The 21,601-nt window shown below is 52.5% G+C and carries 20 protein-coding genes, 1 pseudogene and 1 other annotated feature; of the genes and pseudogenes, 14 read left to right on the top strand and 7 right to left on the bottom strand.

The window, feature by feature from the left end; genetic code table 11:
* Positions 1 to 43 precede the first annotated feature (43 nt).
* Positions 44 to 913 carry a phosphoribulokinase gene (prkB, locus tag SF3374; protein ID NP_709130.1) on the top strand — a complete coding sequence of 290 codons (870 nt, stop codon included), beginning with the start codon at positions 44 to 46 and terminating at the stop codon, positions 911 to 913.
* Between the two features lie 54 nt (positions 914 to 967).
* On the opposite strand, the gene yhfA is transcribed toward prkB, so the two are convergent.
* Positions 968 to 1,372, bottom strand: coding sequence for a hypothetical protein (gene yhfA, locus SF3375; RefSeq protein ID NP_709131.1), 405 nt, complete (start codon positions 1,370 to 1,372; stop codon positions 968 to 970).
* A 301-nt stretch (positions 1,373 to 1,673) separates the two neighbouring features.
* Between yhfA and crp the strand changes: the two genes are divergently transcribed.
* Positions 1,674 to 2,306, top strand: a complete 633-nt coding sequence (gene crp, locus SF3376; RefSeq protein ID NP_709132.1) for a DNA-binding transcriptional dual regulator Crp — start codon at positions 1,674 to 1,676, stop codon at positions 2,304 to 2,306.
* Between the two features lie 50 nt (positions 2,307 to 2,356).
* Positions 2,357 to 4,447, top strand: a complete 2,091-nt coding sequence (gene yhfK / locus SF3377) for a hypothetical protein (protein ID NP_709133.2) — start codon at positions 2,357 to 2,359, stop codon at positions 4,445 to 4,447.
* A gap of 66 nt (positions 4,448 to 4,513) precedes the next feature.
* Here yhfK and argD read toward each other — a convergent pair whose 3' ends face one another.
* The 5 genes from argD to ppiA all read right to left on the bottom strand — a co-directional run bounded on the left by argD (position 4,514) and on the right by ppiA (position 7,860).
* The gene (gene argD, locus SF3378) at positions 4,514 to 5,734 is read right to left on the bottom strand and encodes an acetylornithine aminotransferase (protein NP_709134.1); all 1,221 of its coding nucleotides are present in this window, start codon (positions 5,732 to 5,734) and stop codon (positions 4,514 to 4,516) included.
* A gap of 85 nt (positions 5,735 to 5,819) precedes the next feature.
* Positions 5,820 to 6,383 (bottom strand): para-aminobenzoate synthase component II, encoded by a 564-nt coding sequence (gene pabA / locus SF3379; protein ID NP_709135.1) that lies wholly within the window; start codon positions 6,381 to 6,383, stop codon positions 5,820 to 5,822.
* Positions 6,384 to 6,414: 31 nt separating this feature from the next.
* Complete coding sequence (gene fic / locus SF3380) at positions 6,415 to 7,017, bottom strand: cell filamentation protein Fic (RefSeq protein ID NP_709136.1); 603 nt, start codon at positions 7,015 to 7,017, stop codon at positions 6,415 to 6,417.
* The gene (gene yhfG, locus SF3381) at positions 7,007 to 7,174 is read right to left on the bottom strand and encodes a hypothetical protein (RefSeq protein NP_709137.1); all 168 of its coding nucleotides are present in this window, start codon (positions 7,172 to 7,174) and stop codon (positions 7,007 to 7,009) included. Before yhfG ends, fic begins: the two co-directional genes overlap by 11 nt.
* 104 nt (positions 7,175 to 7,278) lie before the next feature.
* Complete coding sequence (ppiA, locus tag SF3382) at positions 7,279 to 7,860, bottom strand: peptidyl-prolyl cis-trans isomerase A (RefSeq protein NP_709138.1); 582 nt, start codon at positions 7,858 to 7,860, stop codon at positions 7,279 to 7,281.
* Positions 7,861 to 8,130: 270 nt separating this feature from the next.
* Here ppiA and yhfC point away from each other — a divergent pair, with 270 nt between their 5' ends.
* The 11 genes and pseudogenes from yhfC (at position 8,131) to yhfR (ending at position 20,346) form a co-directional block, all read left to right on the top strand.
* Entirely contained in the window at positions 8,131 to 9,312 is a 1,182-nt protein-coding gene (yhfC, locus tag SF3383; RefSeq protein NP_709139.1) for a transporter, read from the top strand.
* Positions 9,313 to 9,573: 261 nt separating this feature from the next.
* Complete coding sequence (gene nirB / locus SF3384; RefSeq protein ID NP_709140.2) at positions 9,574 to 12,117, top strand: nitrite reductase subunit NirD; 2,544 nt, start codon at positions 9,574 to 9,576, stop codon at positions 12,115 to 12,117.
* Positions 12,114 to 12,440, top strand: a complete 327-nt coding sequence (gene nirD / locus SF3385) for a nitrite reductase small subunit (RefSeq protein ID NP_709141.1) — start codon at positions 12,114 to 12,116, stop codon at positions 12,438 to 12,440. Before nirB ends, nirD begins: the two co-directional genes overlap by 4 nt.
* A 125-nt stretch (positions 12,441 to 12,565) precedes the next feature.
* A complete protein-coding gene (gene nirC, locus SF3386; RefSeq protein NP_709142.3) occupies positions 12,566 to 13,372 on the top strand; it encodes a nitrite reductase subunit NirC in 807 nt (268 codons plus the stop codon).
* Between the two features lie 18 nt (positions 13,373 to 13,390).
* Complete coding sequence (gene cysG / locus SF3387) at positions 13,391 to 14,764, top strand: siroheme synthase (RefSeq protein ID NP_709143.1); 1,374 nt, start codon at positions 13,391 to 13,393, stop codon at positions 14,762 to 14,764.
* A 246-nt stretch (positions 14,765 to 15,010) separates the two neighbouring features.
* On the top strand, positions 15,011 to 15,178 hold the full coding sequence (gene yhfL, locus SF3388) for a hypothetical protein (RefSeq protein ID NP_709144.1): 168 nt from the start codon (positions 15,011 to 15,013) through the stop codon (positions 15,176 to 15,178).
* Positions 15,179 to 15,425: 247 nt separating this feature from the next.
* Positions 15,426 to 16,810: a sequence feature (Similar to Escherichia coli K12 amino acid/amine transport protein gi: 2367216 (463 aa). BLAST with identity of 99% in 462 aa. This CDS contains an in-frame stop codon. The sequence has been checked and is believed to be correct.), on the top strand.
* Positions 15,426 to 16,810, top strand: a pseudogene (gene yhfM, locus SF3389). (Overlaps the previous feature by 1,385 nt.)
* Before the next feature lie 20 nt (positions 16,811 to 16,830).
* The gene (gene yhfN, locus SF3390; RefSeq protein ID NP_709145.4) at positions 16,831 to 17,853 is read left to right on the top strand and encodes a transporter; all 1,023 of its coding nucleotides are present in this window, start codon (positions 16,831 to 16,833) and stop codon (positions 17,851 to 17,853) included.
* Positions 17,854 to 17,902: 49 nt separating this feature from the next.
* Positions 17,903 to 18,733 carry a fructoselysine 3-epimerase gene (gene yhfP, locus SF3391; RefSeq protein ID NP_709146.2) on the top strand — a complete coding sequence of 277 codons (831 nt, stop codon included), beginning with the start codon at positions 17,903 to 17,905 and terminating at the stop codon, positions 18,731 to 18,733.
* Positions 18,730 to 19,515, top strand: coding sequence for a fructoselysine 6-kinase (yhfQ, locus tag SF3392; RefSeq protein ID NP_709147.1), 786 nt, complete (start codon positions 18,730 to 18,732; stop codon positions 19,513 to 19,515). The genes yhfP and yhfQ overlap by 4 nt, the downstream gene beginning before the upstream one ends.
* A 33-nt stretch (positions 19,516 to 19,548) precedes the next feature.
* Positions 19,549 to 20,346, top strand: a complete 798-nt coding sequence (gene yhfR / locus SF3393; RefSeq protein NP_709148.1) for a DNA-binding transcriptional regulator FrlR — start codon at positions 19,549 to 19,551, stop codon at positions 20,344 to 20,346.
* A gap of 159 nt (positions 20,347 to 20,505) precedes the next feature.
* On the opposite strand, the gene yhfS is transcribed toward yhfR, so the two are convergent.
* Positions 20,506 to 21,591, bottom strand: a complete 1,086-nt coding sequence (gene yhfS / locus SF3394; RefSeq protein ID NP_709149.1) for a hypothetical protein — start codon at positions 21,589 to 21,591, stop codon at positions 20,506 to 20,508.
* Between the last annotated feature and the right edge of the window lie 10 nt (positions 21,592 to 21,601).

Raw genomic sequence — 21,601 nt, forward strand, 5'->3', positions numbered from 1 at the left:
TCGGCGGACGAGATAATAGTGATAGCTAAGTCATGGAGTTACTATGTCTGCCAAACATCCGGTCATTGCGGTAACAGGATCCAGCGGCGCGGGGACCACCACCACCAGCCTCGCGTTTCGTAAAATATTCGCGCAGTTAAATCTGCATGCAGCTGAGGTGGAAGGCGACAGTTTTCACCGTTACACCCGCCCGGAAATGGACATGGCGATCCGCAAAGCGCGCGACGCCGGGCGGCATATCAGCTACTTCGGCCCCGAAGCGAACGACTTCGGCCTGCTGGAACAAACCTTCATTGAATACGGTCAGAGCGGCAAAGGGAAATCTCGCAAATATCTGCATACCTACGACGAAGCCGTACCCTGGAATCAGGTACCGGGAACATTCACCCCCTGGCAACCTTTACCAGAACCCACTGATGTACTGTTTTATGAAGGTTTACACGGCGGCGTAGTCACGCCACAGCATAACGTTGCGCAGCATGTGGACTTACTGGTCGGCGTAGTGCCTATCGTTAACCTTGAGTGGATTCAAAAACTGATCCGCGACACCAGCGAGCGCGGGCACTCACGAGAAGCAGTGATGGACTCGGTAGTGCGTTCAATGGAAGACTATATCAACTACATCACACCGCAGTTTTCCCGCACCCATCTTAACTTCCAGCGCGTTCCCACCGTCGACACTTCAAACCCGTTCGCGGCAAAAGGTATCCCGTCGCTGGATGAAAGCTTTGTGGTGATCCATTTTCGTAATCTGGAAGGGATCGATTTCCCTTGGCTGCTGGCGATGTTGCAAGGCTCATTCATTTCCCACATCAATACGTTAGTGGTACCTGGCGGCAAAATGGGGCTGGCAATGGAATTAATTATGCTGCCGCTGGTGCAACGATTGATGGAAGGAAAGAAAATCGAGTAACTTTGCTATTATGCCGGATAAAATACTATCCGGCTTCACAACGGGATAGTTAAGTCACGCGGCAACCACTTCATACGAGTGAGTAATATTCACCGCTTTTTCCAGCATCAACGCCACTGAACAATATTTCTCGGCAGAGAGATCAACCGCACGCGCAACCGCTGCGTCTTTCAGGTCGCGACCGGTGACGATAAAATGCAGATTAATGTGCGTAAACAGGCGTGGTGCCTCTTCGCGGCGTTCAGAGGTCAATTTTACTTCACAATCGACCACATCCTGACGCCCTTTTTGCAGGATCGAAACCACATCGATGGCACTGCAACCACCCGCCGCCATCAACACCATTTCCATCGGACTTGGTGCTTTATCGCCTGAGTTGCCGTCCATTAAAATCTGGTGACCAGAGGCGGATTCGCCCAGAAAAGTTAACCCTTCGACCCACTTCACTCGCGCTTGCATTTTTGCTACTCCACTGCGTCAATTTTCCTGACAGAGTACGCGTACTAACCAAATCGCGCAACGGAAGGCGACCTGGGTCATGCTGAAGCGAGACACCAGGAGACACAAAGCGAAAGCTATGCTAAAACAGTCAGGATGCTACAGTAATACATTGATGTACTGCATGTATGCAAAGGACGTCACATTACCGTGCAGTACAGTTGATAGCCCCTTCCCAGGTAGCGGGAAGCATATTTCGGCAATCCAGAGACAGCGGCGTTATCTGGCTCTGGAGAAAGCTTATAACAGAGGATAACCGCGCATGGTGCTTGGCAAACCGCAAACAGACCCGACTCTCGAATGGTTCTTGTCTCATTGCCACATTCATAAGTACCCATCCAAGAGCACGCTTATTCACCAGGGTGAAAAAGCGGAAACGCTGTACTACATCGTTAAAGGCTCTGTGGCAGTGCTGATCAAAGACGAAGAGGGTAAAGAAATGATCCTCTCCTATCTGAATCAGGGTGATTTTATTGGCGAACTGGGCCTGTTTGAAGAGGGCCAGGAACGTAGCGCATGGGTACGTGCGAAAACCGCCTGTGAAGTGGCTGAAATTTCGTACAAAAAATTTCGCCAATTGATTCAGGTAAACCCGGACATTCTGATGCGTCTGTCTGCACAGATGGCGCGTCGTCTGCAAGTCACTTCAGAGAAAGTGGGCAACCTGGCGTTCCTCGACGTGACGGGCCGCATTGCACAGACTCTGCTGAACCTGGCAAAACAACCAGATGCTATGACTCACCCGGACGGTATGCAAATCAAAATTACCCGTCAGGAAATCGGTCAGATTGTCGGCTGTTCTCGTGAAACCGTGGGACGCATTCTGAAGATGCTGGAAGATCAGAACCTGATCTCCGCACACGGTAAAACCATCGTCGTTTACGGCACTCGTTAATCCCGTCGGAGTGGCGCGTTACCTGGTAGCGCGCCATTTTGTTTCCCCCGATGTGGCGCAGACTGATTTATCACCCCGATATCAACTATGCACTTCGACAAACGCTGGTGCTATGTTTGCCCGTGGCCGTTGGGTTAATGCTTGGCGAATTACGATTCGGTCTGCTCTTCTCCCTCGTTCCTGCCTGTTGCAATATTGCGGGCCTTGATACGCCTCATAAACGTTTTTTCAAACACTTAATCATTGGTGCGTCGCTGTTTGCCACCTGTAGCTTACTGACACAGCTGCTACTGGTAAAAGATGTTCCCCTGCCCTTTTTGCTGACCGGATTAACGCTGGTACTTGGCGTCACTGCTGAGCTGGGGCCATTACACGCAAAATTGCTTCCTGCATCGCTGCTCGCCGCCATTTTTACCCTCAGTCTGGCGGGATACATGCCGGTCTGGGAACCATTGCTCATCTATGCGTTGGGCACTCTCTGGTACGGATTGTTTAACTGGTTTTGGTTCTGGATCTGGCGCGAACAACCGCTGCGCGAGTCACTAAGTCTGCTGTACCGTGAACTGGCAGATTATTGTGAAGCCAAATACAGCCTGCTTACCCAGCACACCGATCCTGAAAAAGCGCTGCCACCGCTGCTGGTGCGCCAGCAAAAAGCGGTCGATTTAATTACTCAGTGCTATCAGCAAATGCATATGCTTTCCGCGCAAAACAATACCGATTACAAGCGGATGCTGCGTATTTTCCAGGAGGCGCTGGATTTGCAGGAACATATTTCGGTCAGTTTGCATCAGCCGGAAGAGGTGCAAAAACTGGTCGAGCGTAGCCATGCGGAAGAAGTTATCCGCTGGAATGCGCAAACCGTCGCCGCTCGCCTGCGCGTGCTGGCTGATGACATTCTTTACCATCGCCTGCCAACGCGTTTTACGATGGAAAAGCAAATTGGCGCACTGGAAAAAATCGCCCGCCAGCATCCGGATAATCCGGTTGGGCAATTCTGCTACTGGCATTTCAGCCGCATCGCCCGCGTGCTGCGCACCCAAAAACCGCTCTATGCCCGTGACTTACTGGCCGATAAACAGCGGCGAATGCCGTTGCTTCCGGCACTGAAAAGTTATCTGTCACTAAAGTCTCCGGCGCTACGCAATGCCGGACGACTCAGTGTGATGTTAAGCGTTGCCAGCCTGATGGGCACCGTGCTGCATCTGCCGAAGTCGTACTGGATCCTGATGACGGTATTGCTGGTGACACAAAATGGCTATGGCGCAACCCGTCTGAGGATTGTGAATCGCTCCGTGGGAACCGTGGTCGGGTTAATCATTGCGGGCGTAGCGCTGCACTTTAAAATTCCCGAAAGTTACACCCTGACGTTGATGCTGATTACCACCCTCGCCAGCTACCTGATATTGCGCAAAAACTACGGCTGGGCAACGGTCGGTTTTACTATTACCGCAGTGTATACCCTGCAACTGTTGTGGCTGAACGGTGAGCAGTACATCCTTCCACGTCTTATCGATACCATTATTGGTTGTTTGATTGCTTTCGGTGGTACCGTCTGGCTGTGGCCGCAGTGGCAGAGCGGGTTATTGCGTAAAAACGCCCATGATGCTTTAGAAGCCTATCAGGAAGCGATTCGCTTGATTCTGAGCGAGGACCCGCAACCAACGCCACTGGCCTGGCAGAGAATGCGGGTAAATCAGGCGCATAACACTCTGTATAACTCATTGAATCAGGCGATGCAGGAACCGGCATTCAACAGCCATTATCTGGCAGATATGAAACTGTGGGTAACGCACAGCCAGTTTATTGTTGAGCATATTAATGCCATGACCACGCTGGCGCGGGAACACCGGGCATTGCCACCTGAACTGGCACAAGAGTATTTACAGTCTTGTGAAATCGCCATTCAGCGTTGTCAGCAGCGACTGGAGTATGACGAACCGGGTAGTTCTGGCGATGCCAATATCATGGATGCGCCGGAGATGCAGCCGCACGAAGGCGCGGCAGGTACGCTGGAGCAGCATTTACAGCGGGTTATTGGCCATCTGAACACCATGCACACCATTTCGTCGATGGCATGGCGTCAGCGACCGCATCACGGGATTTGGCTGAGTCGCAAGTTGCGGGATTCGAAGGCGTAATACAGGCTAAACCATCGGATAAGGCATTCACGCCGCATCCGACATATTTTGCCTGATACGTCTTATTTACGCCCCAACCACCTTCGCCACCGCGTGGGCGAAACGTTGCATCCCTTCATCGATATCCGCATCTTCCACCACCAGCGACGGTGCTAAACGCATCACATCCGGTCCGGCATTCAGCACCATTACGCCAACCTCTGCACCCGCATACAGGAAATCACGCGCCCGACCTTTGTAGTGTGGTTTCAGCTCCGCGCCAATTAACAGCCCCATACCGCGAATATCGCTAAACACATCGTACTGCTGATCGATCTTCTGCAAATGGTCAACAAAACGCTGGCGTTTCGCCTGAATGCCTTCCAGCACTTCAGGGGTATTGATGATATCAAACGCCGCGCCCGCTACTGCACAGGCCAGAGGATTACCGCCGTAGGTGGAACCGTGAGAACCAGGATGAAACGCAGAAGCAATTTCCGCCGTGGTCAGCATGGCGCTAATCGGGAAGCCGCCGCCTAACGCTTTCGCAGAAGTCAGAATATCCGGCGTCACACCGTAGTACCTGTAAGCAAACAAATCGCCAGTCCGCCCCATCCCGCACTGCACTTCATCAAACACCAATAATGCCTGATGTTGATCGCACAGCTCGCGCAAGCCCTGCAAAAACTCTGGCGTCGCTGCCGTCACACCGCCCTCGCCCTGGATCGGCTCAACCACCACCGCACAGGTGTGATCATCCATCACCGCTTTCACTGCATGGAGATCGTTAAAGGGAACGTGGATGATGTCTGCCGGTTTCGGCCCAAAGCCGTCGGAATATTTTGGCTGCCCACCCACCGAAACGGTAAACAGCGAGCGACCATGAAAAGCGTTATGGAAGGCAATAATTTTGGTTTTGAACGGGCTATGACGCACACAGGCGTAATGGCGTGCCAGTTTAAAGGCGGTTTCGTTAGCTTCCGTGCCGGAGTTCATAAACACCACGCGTTCGGCAAACGTCGCCTCAATCAGTTTGCGCCCAAGACGCAGCGCCGGTTCATTGGTGAAAACGTTACTGATATGCCACAGAGTTTCGCCCTGGGTTTTTAACGCGTTCACCAGCGCAGGATGGCAATGGCCCAACGCCGTAACTGCAATGCCACCCGCGAAATCGACATACTCCTTGCCTTGCTGATCCCAGATTCGGCTGCCCTGACCTTTTACCGGAATAAACTCTGCCGGAGCATAAATCGGCAGGATCACTTCATCGAAAGTCGCGCGTGTAATTGCTGTTTGTTCAATTGCCATCTCATGATCACCCTGTTACGCATAAATAAATGTGAAATTATAATCACAAAATATGCATAAAAAATCACTGAATGGCAATCGGAAATCAGAGATGCAGGAAATTAGCCAGCAGTTGATGTCCTTGTTCGCTAAGAATACTTTCTGGATGGAACTGCACACCTTCCAGATCCCACTGGCGATGGCGAATCCCCATAATCTCGCGGGTTTCGCTCCAGGCCGTCACGTCAAAGCACGCTGGTAATGAGTCAGGTTCCACCACCAGCGAATGGTAGCGTGTCACGGTAAGTGGATTTGCCAGCCCCCGAAATACGCCCTCACCGCTATGTGTAATCGGCGAGGTTTTGCCGTGCATGACCTTTGCGGCGCGCACAACTTTGCCGCCAAATGCCTGCGCCATTGCCTGATGACCGAGGCAGACGCCAAGAATCGGCAAGCGCCCGGCATAGTGGCGAATAACGTCAAGGGAGATCCCGGCTTCATCTGGCGTACAGGGGCCAGGTGAGATGACAATTTTTTGTGGTTTAAGGGCGTCGATATCCGCCAGCGTCAACGCATCGTTGCGCTTAACCAGCACATCCGCCCCCAGTTCACAAAAGTACTGGTAGAGGTTCCAGGTAAAAGAATCGTAGTTATCTATAAGCAGGATCATGGCGGCTCCGGTACGAAAGAACCGCGCTATTTTACTCAGATTCCCCGGCTTCGCTTACCACTTTGCTAAATATCATCTGCAGTGCGGTGAGATCCCCCATTGCCCCACTCTGATTTGCCTGATTCCAGGCCTCTTTTTCGATACCCTGCCAGCTCAGTTGATATCCGGCATGAATCGCCAGTTGCTCGAAGAAGATCCGCTGTGCCAGACCACTTCCCACCCGGAAGGGATGCAGCACGTTGATTTCACAATAGTAATGCGCCAGCCGCTCGACGAACTTCGCTTTCTCCAGGCCAACCAGATAACCTTCTTCCTCCAGATCCTGCATCAGGGCATTGCCCTCTTTTTCGATATAAGCAAAGTGGCAGAACGGCGTATCGCCCTGATAAATATCAACTTCACGCAGTTGCCCTGCCCAGTCGAAAATATCCTGGTACAGCTGGCGATGGATAGTGCGCAAATGCGGTAAACCGCGCACCAGCGGACCAAGCTCAATGGTCGCAGCACGCAGCGCCGTCATTTCGTAAGCGGCCTGTTCCAGCCGCTGCTGCTGGCGGATGTTCAGCCGGTTACGCATGATATCAAGGCCAGGATAAAGATACAGATCGCGCCCTTCGCCGAATTTATCGCTCATAGTGCCTCCTCAGCTCTTCAAGGCGCGCTAAAGCCTCTGCGGCAGTAAGAGTGACTAAAGGCATCTCGACGCCTTCAAGACGGCGACTGGCCTGGAAATTACGATTACGCTGAAGCTCCCAGAGACGGGACTTTTGCTTATCGGTGAGTTTCTTCACTTGATGCCTCCCTGAACGTGTCCATTTGCCACAAGTATAAGCGGCAAATCCGGGTTACGCCGGGAGAGCAGAAGCGCGGGCAAGATTGCCCGCGCGAGAAATCATTACGGCAGGACTTTAGCGGAAAGGATAACTACCGGTTTTGACGGCACATTCTGGTACGGACCAACATCATGAGTCGGCACCTGGGAAATCTTATCGGCAACGTCCATGCCTTTCACCACTTTACCAAATACCGCGTAACCGAAATCACGCTGACCATGGTCAAGGAAGGCGTTATCGGCAACGTTGATAAAGAACTGGCTGGTGGCGCTGTCTTTGTCAGCGGTACGCGCCATCGCGATGGTGCCACGCGTGTTGCGCAGGCCGTTATCGGCTTCATTTTTGATTGGCGGGTTTGGTTTTTTCTGCTGCATCTGCTCGGTGAAACCGCCGCCCTGAATCATAAAGCCAGGAATGACGCGGTGAAAGGTAGTGTTGTTATAAAAACCGCTGTTCACATAATCGACAAAGTTTTGCACAGACACTGGCGCTTTTTGTTTATCCAGCTCCAGTTCGATGTTACCAGCTGAGGTTGTCAACAATACGTGCGGGTCCCCTTTCGCTGCCATTGCTGCGGGAGAAAGAGCAGAAAGAGCAGAAAGAGCGAAAACAGCAGCCATCGCCGCCAGGGTCGATTTGAACATGAGATTTCCTTAACAAACAGAGCAGAAAAAAAGCAAGTGAAGAGATTCTAAATAGCCTTCAAGAACAAGGCCATCCCTTTACGTAATTTTACGTATCTGAAATATATGTAACCTGACGATCACTTTTTATTCCGTGATCAAAATCACCTCTTAAAATGCAATTTAACAACCGATTGCAATAAAACATTTAAACAGATCATAAAATCACCTAAAATCGCCCGCTCGCGGCATATCCCGCTATGCCATTTTATTTTTGAACGCAGGCCAATCATGACTAACAGCAATCGCATCAAGCTCACATGGATTAGCTTTCTCTCCTACGCACTGACTGGTGCGTTGGTTATTGTCACCGGGATGGTGATGGGAAATATCGCCGATTATTTCAATCTGCCTGTTTCCAGTATGAGTAACACCTTCACCTTCCTCAACGCCGGCATTTTAATCTCTATCTTCCTCAACGCCTGGCTGATGGAAATCGTCCCGTTGAAAACGCAGTTACGTTTTGGCTTTCTCCTGATGGTGCTGGCGGTTGCCGGTTTGATGTTCAGCCACAGCCTGGCGCTGTTCTCGACGGCGATGTTCATTCTCGGGGTGGTCAGCGGCATTACTATGTCGATTGGTACATTCCTGATAACACAAATGTATGAAGGGCGTCAGCGCGGTTCCCGCCTGTTATTTACTGACTCCTTCTTCAGTATGGCTGGGATGATTTTCCCAATGATCGCCGCGTTTCTACTGGCGCGCAGCATTGAGTGGTACTGGGTTTATGCCTGCATCGGGCTGGTGTATGTCGCTATTTTTATTCTGACCTTCGGCTGTGAGTTCCCGGCACTGGGCAAACGTGCACCAAAAACGGATGCTCCGGTAGAGAAAGAAAAGTGGGGGATCGGCGTACTGTTTCTCTCTGTTGCGGCGCTGTGCTACATCCTCGGTCAGTTAGGTTTTATCTCCTGGGTGCCTGAGTATGCCAAAGGCCTGGGCATGAGCCTGAACGACGCGGGCACGCTGGTGAGTAACTTCTGGATGTCATACATGGTCGGCATGTGGGCGTTCAGCTTTATTCTTCGCTTCTTTGATTTGCAACGCATTCTGACCGTACTGGCTGGTCTGGCTGCGATTCTGATGTACGTCTTTAACACCGGAACACCAGTACATATGGCGTGGTCAATTCTCGCTCTGGGCTTCTTCTCCAGCGCGATCTATACCACCATCATCACCCTGGGTTCACAGCAGACCAAAGTACCGTCGCCAAAACTGGTTAACTTTGTCCTGACCTGCGGAACCATCGGTACTATGTTGACCTTTGTGGTTACCGGCACGATTGTTGAACATAGCGGTCCGCAGGCGGCACTGCTTACAGCAAACGGTCTGTACGCTGTCGTCTTTGTGATGTGCTTCCTGTTAGGTTTCGTCAGCCGTCACCGTCAGCATAACACCCTGACCTCTCATTAATTGCTAATGCCGGACGGCACTATCGTCGTCCGGCCTTTTCCTCTCTTCCCCCGCTACGTGCATCTATTTCTATAAACCCGTTCATTTTGTCCATTTTTTGCACAAACATGAAATGTCAGACAATTCCGTGACTTAAGAAAATTTATACAAATCAGCAATATACCCCTTAAGGAGTATATAAAGGTGAATTTGATTTACATCAATAAGCGGGGTTGCTGAATCGTTAAGGTAGGCGGTAATAGAAAAGAAATCGAGGCAAAAATGAGCAAAGTCAGACTCGCAATTATCGGTAACGGTATGGTCGGCCATCGCTTTATCGAAGATCTTCTTGATAAATCTGATGCGGCCAACTTTGATATTACCGTTTTCTGTGAAGAACCGCGCATCGCTTATGACCGCGTACACCTCTCATCTTACTTCTCTCACCACACCGCCGAAGAGCTGTCGCTGGTGCGCGAAGGCTTCTACGAGAAACACGGCATCAAAGTTCTGGTCGGCGAACGCGCTATCACCATCAACCGTCAGGAGAAGGTGATTCACTCCAGCGCCGGACGTACCGTTTTTTATGACAAGCTGATCATGGCAACCGGTTCCTACCCGTGGATCCCACCAATCAAAGGTTCTGATACTCAGGACTGCTTTGTCTATCGCACCATTGAAGACCTCAACGCCATTGAATCCTGCGCCCGTCGCAGCAAACGCGGTGCCGTTGTTGGTGGCGGCCTGTTAGGTCTGGAAGCCGCTGGCGCGCTGAAAAACTTAGGTATTGAAACCCACGTTATCGAATTTGCCCCTATGCTGATGGCGGAACAGCTTGATCAGATGGGTGGCGAGCAGCTGCGTCGCAAAATCGAAAGTATGGGCGTGCGCGTTCACACCAGCAAAAACACCCTTGAGATTGTGCAGGAAGGTGTCGAAGCGCGTAAAACCATGCGTTTTGCCGACGGCAGCGAACTGGAAGTCGACTTTATCGTCTTCTCTACCGGTATCCGTCCGCGCGATAAGCTGGCAACCCAGTGTGGTCTGGACGTTGCTCCGCGTGGGGGGATTGTCATTAATGATTCCTGCCAGACTTCCGATCCGGATATCTACGCCATCGGTGAATGCGCAAGCTGGAACAACCGTGTATTTGGTCTGGTAGCACCAGGCTACAAAATGGCGCAGGTCGCCGTTGACCATATTCTGGGTAGCGAAAACGCCTTTGAAGGTGCTGACCTTAGCGCCAAGCTGAAACTGCTGGGCGTAGACGTAGGTGGTATTGGTGATGCGCACGGTCGCACGCCTGGCGCACGTAGCTATGTTTACCTCGACGAAAGTAAAGAGATCTACAAACGCCTGATTGTCAGCGAAGACAACAAAACCCTGCTCGGTGCGGTACTGGTGGGCGATACCAGCGACTACGGCAACCTGCTGCAACTGGTGCTGAACGCTATCGAGCTGCCGGAAAACCCGGATTCTCTGATTCTGCCGGCGCACTCGGGTAGCGGTAAGCCGTCTATCGGTGTTGATAAACTGCCGGACAGCGCGCAAATCTGCTCCTGCTTCGACGTCACTAAAGGTGATCTGATTGCTGCCATCAACAAAGGCTGCCACACAGTTGCGGCGCTGAAAGCTGAAACCAAAGCGGGTACTGGCTGCGGTGGCTGTATCCCGCTGGTCACTCAGGTACTGAACGCGGAACTGGCGAAACAGGGCATCGAAGTTAACAACAACCTGTGCGAACACTTTGCTTATTCGCGTCAGGAACTGTTCCATTTGATCCGCGTTGAAGGCATTAAAACCTTCGAAGAACTGCTGGCGAAACACGGCAAAGGCTACGGTTGTGAAGTTTGTAAACCAACCGTCGGTTCGCTGCTGGCCTCCTGCTGGAACGAATACATTCTGAAGCCGGAACATACTCCGCTGCAGGATTCTAACGACAACTTCCTCGCTAACATCCAGAAAGACGGCACCTACTCGGTGATCCCGCGTTCTCCGGGCGGTGAAATCACCCCGGAAGGGCTGATGGCAGTGGGTCGTATCGCGCGTGAATTTAATCTCTACACCAAAATCACCGGCTCCCAGCGCCTGGCGATGTTTGGCGCACAGAAAGACGATCTGCCGGAAATCTGGCGTCAGCTGATTGAAGCTGGCTTCGAAACCGGTCATGCCTATGCGAAAGCACTGCGTATGGCGAAAACCTGCGTGGGTAGCACCTGGTGCCGCTACGGTGTTGGCGATAGCGTCGGCCTCGGCGTGGAACTGGAAAACCGCTACAAAGGCATCCGTACGCCGCACAAAATGAAGTTCGGTGTCTCCGGCTGTACCCGTGAATGTTCAGAAGCTCAGGGTAAAGACGTGGGTATTATCGCCACTGAAAAAGGCTGGAACCTGTATGTTTGCGGTAACGGCGGCATGAAACCGCGTCATGCGGATCTGCTGGCAGCGGATATCGATCGCGAAACGCTGATCAAATATCTCGACCGCTTCATGATGTTCTACATCCGTACCGCCGACAAACTGACGCGTACCGCGCCGTGGTTAGAAAACCTCGAAGGCGGCATCGATTACCTGAAAGCGGTGATCATTGACGACAAACTGGGGCTGAACGCTCATCTGGAAGAAGAGATGGCGCGCCTGCGTGAAGCGGTAGTGTGTGAGTGGACTGAAACGGTCAATACACCGTCCGCGCAGACTCGCTTCAAACACTTCATCAACAGCGACAAGCGTGACCCGAACGTGCAGATGGTGCCAGAGCGCGAACAGCACCGTCCGGCAACGCCGTATGAACGTATCCCGGTAACTCTGGTGGAGGACAACGCATGAGCCAGTGGAAAGACATCTGCAAAATCGATGACATCCTGCCTGAAACCGGCGTCTGCGCACTGTTAGGTGACAAGCAGGTAGCGATTTTCCGCCCGTATCACAGCGACCAGGTGTTTGCGATCAGCAACATTGATCCGTTCTTCGAGTCCAGCGTGCTATCACGCGGGCTGATTGCGGAACACCAGGGCGAGCTGTGGGTCGCCAGCCCGCTGAAAAAACAGCGTTTTCGCTTAAGTGATGGCTTGTGCATGGAAGACGAACAGTTTTCCGTCAAACATTACGAAGCACGAGTGAAAGACGGCGTGGTGCAGCTGCGCGGTTAATGTTTTAACGGGAGGCGCAATGCCTCCCCTTTTTGCATGGTCCTGTAATGACCTTCGGTATATTGCAGGACATTTTTTAAACTTTTTGTTTTATTTTTTGTTTTTATTTTTTAAAGGATAATCAAATGTTTACAGACACTATTAATAAGTGTGCGGCTAATGCTGCGCGCATTGCACGCCTGTCGGCAAATAACCCGCTCGGCTTTTGGGTCAGCTCCGCCATGGCGGGCGCATATGTGGGTCTTGGGATCATCCTGATTTTCACGCTCGGTAATTTGCTCGACCCGTCCGTACGTCCGCTGGTGATGGGCGCGACCTTTGGTATCGCCTTAACGCTGGTGATTATCGCCGGTTCTGAACTGTTCACCGGACACACCATGTTCCTCACCTTTGGGGTAAAAGCGGGCAGCATCAGCCACGGGCAAATGTGGGCAATCCTGCCGCAAACCTGGCTGGGTAACCTGGTCGGTTCCGTCTTCGTTGCCATGCTCTATAGCTGGGGCGGCGGTAGCCTGCTGCCGGTAGATACCAGCATCGTTCACTCCGTCGCGCTGGCTAAAACCACTGCACCGGCAATGGTACTGTTCTTCAAAGGTGCATTGTGTAACTGGCTGGTTTGCCTGGCAATCTGGATGGCGCTGCGCACTGAAGGGGCGGCGAAATTTATCGCTATCTGGTGGTGTCTGCTGGCATTTATCGCGTCCGGCTACGAGCACTCTATCGCTAACATGACGCTGTTCGCGCTCTCCTGGTTCGGCAACCACAGCGAAGCCTACACGCTGGCGGGTATTGGTCATAACCTGCTGTGGGTGACGCTGGGTAATACTTTATCAGGTGCCGTATTCATGGGATTGGGTTATTGGTATGCTACGCCGAAAGCGAATCGTCCGGTTGCGGACAAATTTAATCAAACTGAAACAGCTGCCGGTTAATTACTAAGGGGTTTTTACGTGGATCATTTGCCTATATTTTGCCAATTACGCGATCGCGACTGTCTGATTGTCGGCGGTGGTGATGTCGCGGAACGCAAAGCAAGGTTGCTGTTAGACGCAGGCGCTCGCTTAACGGTGAATGCATTAGCGTTTATTCCACAGTTCACCGCATGGGCAGATGCAGGCATGTTAACCCTCGTCGAAGGGCCATTTGATGAAAGCCTTCTCGACACCTGCTGGCTGGCGATTGCAGCGACGGATGATGACACGCTTAACCAGCGCGTCAGCGAAGCCGCTGAAGCTCGTCGCATCTTCTGTAACGTAGTTGATGCGCCGAAAGCCGCCAGCTTTATTATGCCGTCGATTATTGACCGCTCACCGCTAATGGTAGCGGTCTCCTCTGGCGGCACCTCTCCGGTTCTGGCGCGCCTGTTGCGCGAAAAACTCGAATCACTGCTGCCGTTGCATCTGGGCCAGGTGGCGAAATATGCCGGGCAATTACGCGGGCGAGTGAAACAACAGTTCGCCACGATGAGTGAGCGTCGCCGTTTCTGGGAGAAATTGTTCGTTAACGACCGCCTGGCGCAGTCGCTGGCAAACAACGATCAGAAAGCCATTACTGAAACGACCGAACAGTTAATCAACGAACCGCTCGACCATCGCGGTGAAGTGGTGCTGGTTGGTGCAGGTCCGGGCGATGCCGGGCTGCTGACGCTGAAAGGACTGCAACAAATTCAGCAGGCAGATGTGGTGGTCTACGACCGTCTGGTTTCTGACGATATTATGAATCTGGTACGCCGCGATGCTGATCGCGTTTTCGTCGGCAAACGCGCGGGATACCACTGTGTACCGCAGGAAGAGATTAACCAGATCCTGCTGCGGGAAGCGCAAAAAGGCAAACGCGTGGTGCGGCTGAAAGGTGGCGATCCGTTTATTTTTGGCCGTGGTGGCGAAGAGCTGGAAACACTGTGCAACGCGGGTATTCCGTTCTCGGTGGTTCCGGGTATTACCGCAGCTTCTGGTTGCTCTGCCTATTCGGGTATTCCACTCACGCATCGCGATTATGCCCAGAGCGTACGCTTAATTACCGGACACTTAAAAACCGGTGGCGAGCTGGACTGGGAAAACCTGGCGGCAGAAAAACAGACGCTGGTGTTCTATATGGGGTTGAATCAGGCCGCGACTATTCAGCAAAAGCTGATTGAACACGGTATGCCTGGCGAAATGCCGGTGGCAATTGTCGAAAACGGAACGGCAGTCACGCAGCGCGTGATTGACGGTACGCTCACGCAACTCGGTGAACTTGCTCAGCAAATGAACAGTCCATCGCTAATTATTATTGGTCGGGTTGTTGGCCTGCGCGATAAACTGAACTGGTTCTCCAATCATTAATTTAACCCGGGCCAGAGAATTCTGGCCTTCTTAATGACTCTTTTTATATATTCAGCAAATAAAACATAACCCCTTAATAAATATTATCTGCTAATGGGTTATATTCACCGTTACAGCGATTTACAAAATTAAGTCATTCGCTCACTGACGCCAATTAAATATTCCTGTATCGTTCTTAACGAGCAGTCTGCTTATATTCATATAATCAATGAATATTAATTAATATATAATACATAGGGAATGTAAATGAACAAATTTATTAAAGTTGCACTGGTAGGTGCAGTACTGGCTACGTTAACTGCATGTACTGGTCATATTGAAAACCGTGATAAGAACTGCTCTTACGACTACCTGCTGCACCCGGCAATTTCTATTTCTAAAATCATTGGCGGTTGCGGTCCTACTGCACAGTAAGTCTCTGACAGAAATCGGCTAACACCGGTTTAATTGCCCGACGCCCTCTGGATTTTCCGAGGGCGTATTTGTTTCTATGTCCTTCTTGCCCCCGCCCGTAAAAATATTTTCACTTTAAATTCAATTTTATAACTACATCCATTAGCCACAGCGCGATCCTGTGCGAAATTTTGTGATCTTCCTCCACATTACATAACATAATATGTTGTTATATTCATCATGCATTGTCATGTTACCTTTTAAATGGCTGCAAACTCTCCCCTACAACGTATTGGACAAGAAAAAGGTATCGCTATGGGAAGCCAGGAACTCCAACGCAAGCTCGGATTTTGGGCCGTTCTTGCAATCGCCGTCGGGACAACCGTCGGCTCCGGTATTTTTGTATCTGTGGGTGAAGTGGCAAAAGCAGCGGGCACGCCGTGGCTTACGGTGCTCGCGTTTGTCATTGGCGGGTTAATTGTGATCCCGCAAATGTGCGTCTATGCGGAACTATCCACCGCTTATCCGGAAAATGGCGCAGATTATGTTTATCTGAAAAATGCCGGAAGCCGACCGCTGGCTTTCCTCTCCGGCTGGGCCAGCTTCTGGGCCAACGATGCGCCGTCATTGTCGATTATGGCGCTGGCGATTGTCAGCAATCTTGGCTTTTTAACGCCTATCGATCCGTTGCTCGGTAAATTTATCGCCGCCGGATTAATTATCGCCTTTATGTTGCTACACCTGCGCTCCGTTGAAGGCGGCGCAGCGTTTCAGACGCTAATTACCATCGCCAAAATTATCCCGTTCACTATCGTCATTGGCCTTGGGATCTTCTGGTTTAAAGCGGAGAATTTTGCCGCCCTTACCACCACTGCGATTGGCGCAACGGGCAGCTTTATGGCGCTGCTGGCGGGGATCTCTGCCACCAGTTGGTCGTATACCGGCATGGCCTCTATCTGTTATATGACCGGCGAAATTAAAAACCCCGGAAAAACCATGCCACGAGCGCTGATTGGTTCCTGTCTGCTGGTTCTGGTGCTCTACACCCTGCTGGCGCTGGTGATTTCCGGCCTGATGCCCTTCGACAAACTCGCCAATTCTGAAACGCCGATTTCCGACGCCCTGACCTAGATCCCCGCACTCGGCAGCACCGCTGGGCTCTTTGTTGCCATCACGGCGATGATCGTCATTCTTGGTTCGCTTTCCAGCTGCGTGATGTACCAGCCGCGGCTGGAATACGCGATGGCGAAAGACAACCTGTTCTTTAAATGCTTCGGCCATGTGCATCCGAAATACAACACGCCGGATGTCTCCATCATCCTGCAAGGGGCGCTGGGGATCTTCTTCATCTTCGTTTCCGATCTCACCAGCCTGCTGGGTTATTTCACCCTGGTGATGTGTTTCAAAAATACCCTCACCTTCGGCTCCATCATCTGGTGTCGTAAACGCGACGATTACAAACCGCTGTGGCGTACTCCGGCTTTCGGGCTGATGACCACCCTCGCCATTGCGTCAAGCCTCATTCTGGTCGCCTCAACCTTTGTCTGGGCACCGATTCCCGGCCTTATCTGCGCCGCCATCGTTATTGCTACTGGTCTGCCTGCTTACGCCTTCTGGGCGAAGCGTAGCCGCCAGCTCAACGCTTTGTCGTAATGTTATCTGAAGAAAATAAAATGTTGGATATTGATAAAAGCACCGTGGACTTTCTGGTCACCGAAAATATGGTTCAGGAAGTGGAAAAAGTTCTCAGCCATGACGTTCCGCTGGTGCACGCCATCGTGGAAGAGATGGTGAAGCGCGACATTGATCGTATTTATTTCGTTGCCTGCGGCTCGCCACTCAACGCGGCGCAAACGGCGAAACATCTGGCGGATCGCTTTTCCGATCTTCAGGTCTACGCCATTTCCGGCTGGGAGTTCTGCGATAACACCCCGTATCGCCTCGACGATCGTTGCGCGGTGATTGGCGTTTCTGACTACGGTAAAACGGAAGAGGTAATCAAAGCGCTGGAGCTGGGCCGGGCCTGCGGAGCACTCACTGCGGCGTTCACCAAACGCGCGGACAGCCCGATTACCTCGGCGGCGGAATTTAGCATTGATTATCAGGCCGACTGTATCTGGGAAATTCACCTGCTGCTCTGCTACAGCGTGGTGCTGGAGATGATCACCCGCCTCGCGCCGAACGCGGAAATCGGCAAGATCAAAAACGATCTCAAGCAGTTGCCGAATGCGCTCGGTCATCTGGTACGCACCTGGGAAGAAAAAGGCCGCCAGCTTGGTGAACTGGCCAGCCAGTGGCCGATGATTTATACCGTTGCTGCGGGTCCGCTGCGTCCGCTGGGTTACAAAGAAGGCATTGTAACGCTGATGGAATTTACCTGGACGCACGGCTGCGTGATTGAGAGCGGAGAGTTCCGCCATGGCCCGCTGGAGATTGTCGAACCGGGCGTTCCGTTCCTGTTCCTGCTCGGCAATGATGAAAGTCGCCACACCACCGAACGCGCCATTAACTTTGTTAAACAGCGTACTGACAACGTGATCGTCATCGATTACGCCGAAATTTCGCAAGGGCTGCACCCGTGGCTGGCACCGTTCCTGATGTTCGTGCCAATGGAGTGGCTCTGCTACTACCTGTCTATTTACAAAGATCACAACCCGGATGAACGCCGCTATTACGGTGGTCTGGTGGAATATTAATCCCTCTCCCGGCCCGGCAACGGGCCGGATTTACGCAAGGAGTTACCCGATGAAAACAGGTATGTTTACCTGCGGCCACCAGCGGCTGCCTATTGAACACGCATTTCGTGATGCAAGCGAGCTGGGTTACGACGGCATCGAAATTTGGGGCGGTCGCCCGCACGCGTTCGCGCCGGACTTAAAAGCGGGCGGCATCAAACAAATCAAGGCGCTGGCGCAGACGTATCAGATGCCGATTATCGGTTACACGCCAGAAACCAACGGCTATCCGTATAACATGATGCTGGGCGATGAACATATGCGTCGTGAAAGCCTGGACATGATCAAGCTGGCGATAGATATGGCAAAAGAGATGAACGCGGGTTATACGCTGATTTCTGCGGCCCACGCGGGCTATCTCACGCCGCCTAACGTTATCTGGGGGCGGCTGGCAGAGAACTTAAGCGAACTGTGTGAGTACGCGGAAAACATCGGCATGGATCTGATCCTCGAACCGTTAACGCCGTATGAATCGAACGTCGTGTGTAATGCTAATGATGTGCTTCATGCGCTGGCGCTGGTGCCTTCGCCGCGCCTGTTCAGCATGGTCGACATTTGCGCGCCGTATGTCCAGGCGGAACCGGTGATGAGTTATTTCGACAAACTGGGCGATAAATTACGTCATCTGCATATTGTCGACAGCGACGGGGCCAGCGACACGCATTACATTCCTGGAGAAGGCAAAATGCCGCTGCGGGAACTGATGCGCGATATTATTGATCGGGGCTATGAGGGTTACTCTACGGTGGAGCTGGTGACGATGTATATGAACGAGCCCAGACTCTATGCCCGCCAGGCGCTGGAACGCTTTCGCGCGCTGCTGCCGGAGGATGAGAGATGAAAACCCTGGCGACAATCGGCGATAACTGCGTCGATATCTACCCGCAACTGAATAAAGCGTTTTCTGGCGGTAATGCGGTCAATGTGGCGGTGTACTGCACTCGCTACGGCATACAGCCGGGATGCATTACCTGGGTGGGTGACGATGACTACGGCACAAAGCTGAAGCAGGATCTCGCCCGCATGGGCGTCGATATCAGCCATGTCCATACGAAACACGGCGTTACCGCACAAACTCAGGTGGAACTGCACGACAATGATCGCGTTTTTGGCGACTACACCGAAGGCGTGATGGCCGACTTTGCCCTGAGTGAAGAGGATTACGCCTGGCTGGCGCAGTATGACATTGTGCACGCGGCAATCTGGGGACATGCGGAAGACGCATTCCCACAGCTGCACGCTGCGGGCAAACTTACCGCTTTCGACTTCTCCGACAAGTGGGACAGCCCGCTCTGGCAGACACTGGTGCCGCATCTCGATTTTGCCTTTGCCTCCGCACCGCAAGAAGACGAAGCGCTGCGTCTGAAGATGAAAGCGATTGTTGCCCGTGGCGCAGGAACAGTGATTGTCACGCTGGGTGAAAACGGCAGCATTGCCTGGGATGGCGCGCAGTTCTGGCGTCAGGCTCCTGAACCGGTGACGGTTATCGACACCATGGGTGCCGGAGATTCGTTCATTGCCGGATTCCTTTGCGGCTGGTCTGCGGGGATGACATTACCGCAGGCGATGGCGCAGGGAACGGCGTGCGCGGCGAAAACCATTCAGTACCACGGTGCCTGGTAGGTATAACGTTGGCGTGAGCATCTTCACGCCAACGTGCTGTTACTTGCCGGAAAACGACCCTATAATCCGAGTAATTCATTCTTTATTTCAGGGTCGATTATGTCAGCTACGGACCGCTACTCTCATCAACTCCTCTACGCTACCGTCCGCCAGCGGCTGCTGGATGATATCGCGCAGGGGGTTTACCAGGCCGGGCAACAGATCCCTACCGAAAACGAGCTTTGTACACAATATAACGTCAGCCGCATTACCATTCGCAAAGCCATCAGCGACTTAGTGGCAGACGGCGTACTGATCCGCTGGCAGGGAAAAGGCACCTTTGTACAAAGCCAGAAAGTTGAAAACGCCCTGCTTACTGTCAGTGGTTTTACCGATTTTGGCGTCTCACAAGGCAAGTCGACGAAAGAGAAAGTGATCGAACAGGAACGGGTCAGCGCCGCGCCGTTTTGCGAAAAGCTGAACATCCCCGGAAACAGCGAAGTGTTCCATCTCTGCCGGGTGATGTATCTCGATAAAGAGCCGCTGTTTATTGATAGTTCATGGATCCCGCTGTCGCGTTATCCTGACTTTGATGAGATTTACGTCGAAGGAAGCTCCACCTATCAGTTATTTCAGGAGCGTTTTGACACGCGAGTGGTCAGCGACAAAAAGACCATCGATATCTTTGCCGCCACCCGCCCGCAGGCAAAATGGCTGAAATGCGAACTGGGCGAACCGTTGTTTCGCATCAGCAAAATCGCCTTTGATCAGAATGACAAACCGGTGCACGTCTCCGAACTCTTCTGCCGCGCCAATCGCATCACCTTAACGATTGATAATAAAAGACATTAACCGTAGGCCGGATAAGATGCGCCAGCATCGCATCCGGCGATGCTGGCGCACTGAATTTTACATCCCGCACGTTCCCCTCACCCTAACCCTCTCCCCAAAGGGGCGAGGGGACCGTTCAGTGCGGAATTTAGCTTGATTGCCGAACGGTGCTATCCAGCATTAAATACTCGCAATACTCTCACGCAAAATCCGCAGCACCGTCTCTTCACCGCTGCGATTCGGGTTAATGCGAATCGCACAATGTTCGAGTTGTGGATTCGCCTGGCGAAACGTTCCTGAAAGTCGATAGAAGAGCGGCGGGATTTCATATTTCGACTCTGCACCGACCGGGTAAGGCAACGCGCCACGCTTTTGCGCTTCTTCCAGCACCCTGGCGGCAATCAGCTGATGAAACTCGACAATCAACACCTTCGACTGCGCATTGGCAATGACGGCGCTTTTCACTTCCGCCACCGCGCCGCCGTTAAGCAAAGCCAGCAACCGTTCGGATACTCCCGCCTGCACCGCATGCATCACTGGCGCGAACACCAGACCACGCAAGACTTCCAGCGCCTGTGAGCCCTGGATCTGGCTACCGCCGGAGTAAAGCGTGGCGCGAATCCGACTAATAACATCGGCATCGCCAACCACTGCACCAACGCCCTCCGGCCCAAACAGCTTGAAGCAGGAGAATGTCGAGACATTCGCGCCGCATTCACAGCCGATTCGCGCTACCTTCATCACCGCATAGTTATCATCGGTTAACGCTGGAACACCTGCCGCGCGCAACGTTGCCAGCACATCTGCCAGCACATAGCTGTCCTGCGGCTGCTGGCGCGTATGCTGCACCAGCGCGGCATCAGGTTGTTGCTCGTCGACGACCTGCTTCAGTGCCGACAGGTCATTGAAATCAGCAGTAATAAGCGTCAGCCCCATCTGCTCAATAATAACCCGTGTCGTCGGGTAAACAGGCGCGTCATGCACCAGAAGACGCTGCCCCGGTTTGAGCAAAGCCGCCAGCCCGGCGCGAATCGCGCCAGTCCCCGCGCCCTGCACCAGCGCCGCGGCCTGTGCGTGAAATGCATCAGCCAGCACCTGCTCCACCCGTTGGGTAATACGCGGTTGATTCAGACTTGGAGTTAACCCTAAATCACCGCCAGCAAGAAACTCGCTGCCTGGAAAATGGCGGCAAATAGTGTCCACCAGCGCAAACTGCTTTTGCTGCGCTTCAGCAAGAGTCAGGCTTTGCAAAGGAAACGTCTTCATAGGTGCCTTC

Source organism: Shigella flexneri 2a str. 301, from assembly GCF_000006925.2.
GTDB lineage: Bacteria > Pseudomonadota > Gammaproteobacteria > Enterobacterales > Enterobacteriaceae > ECMA0423.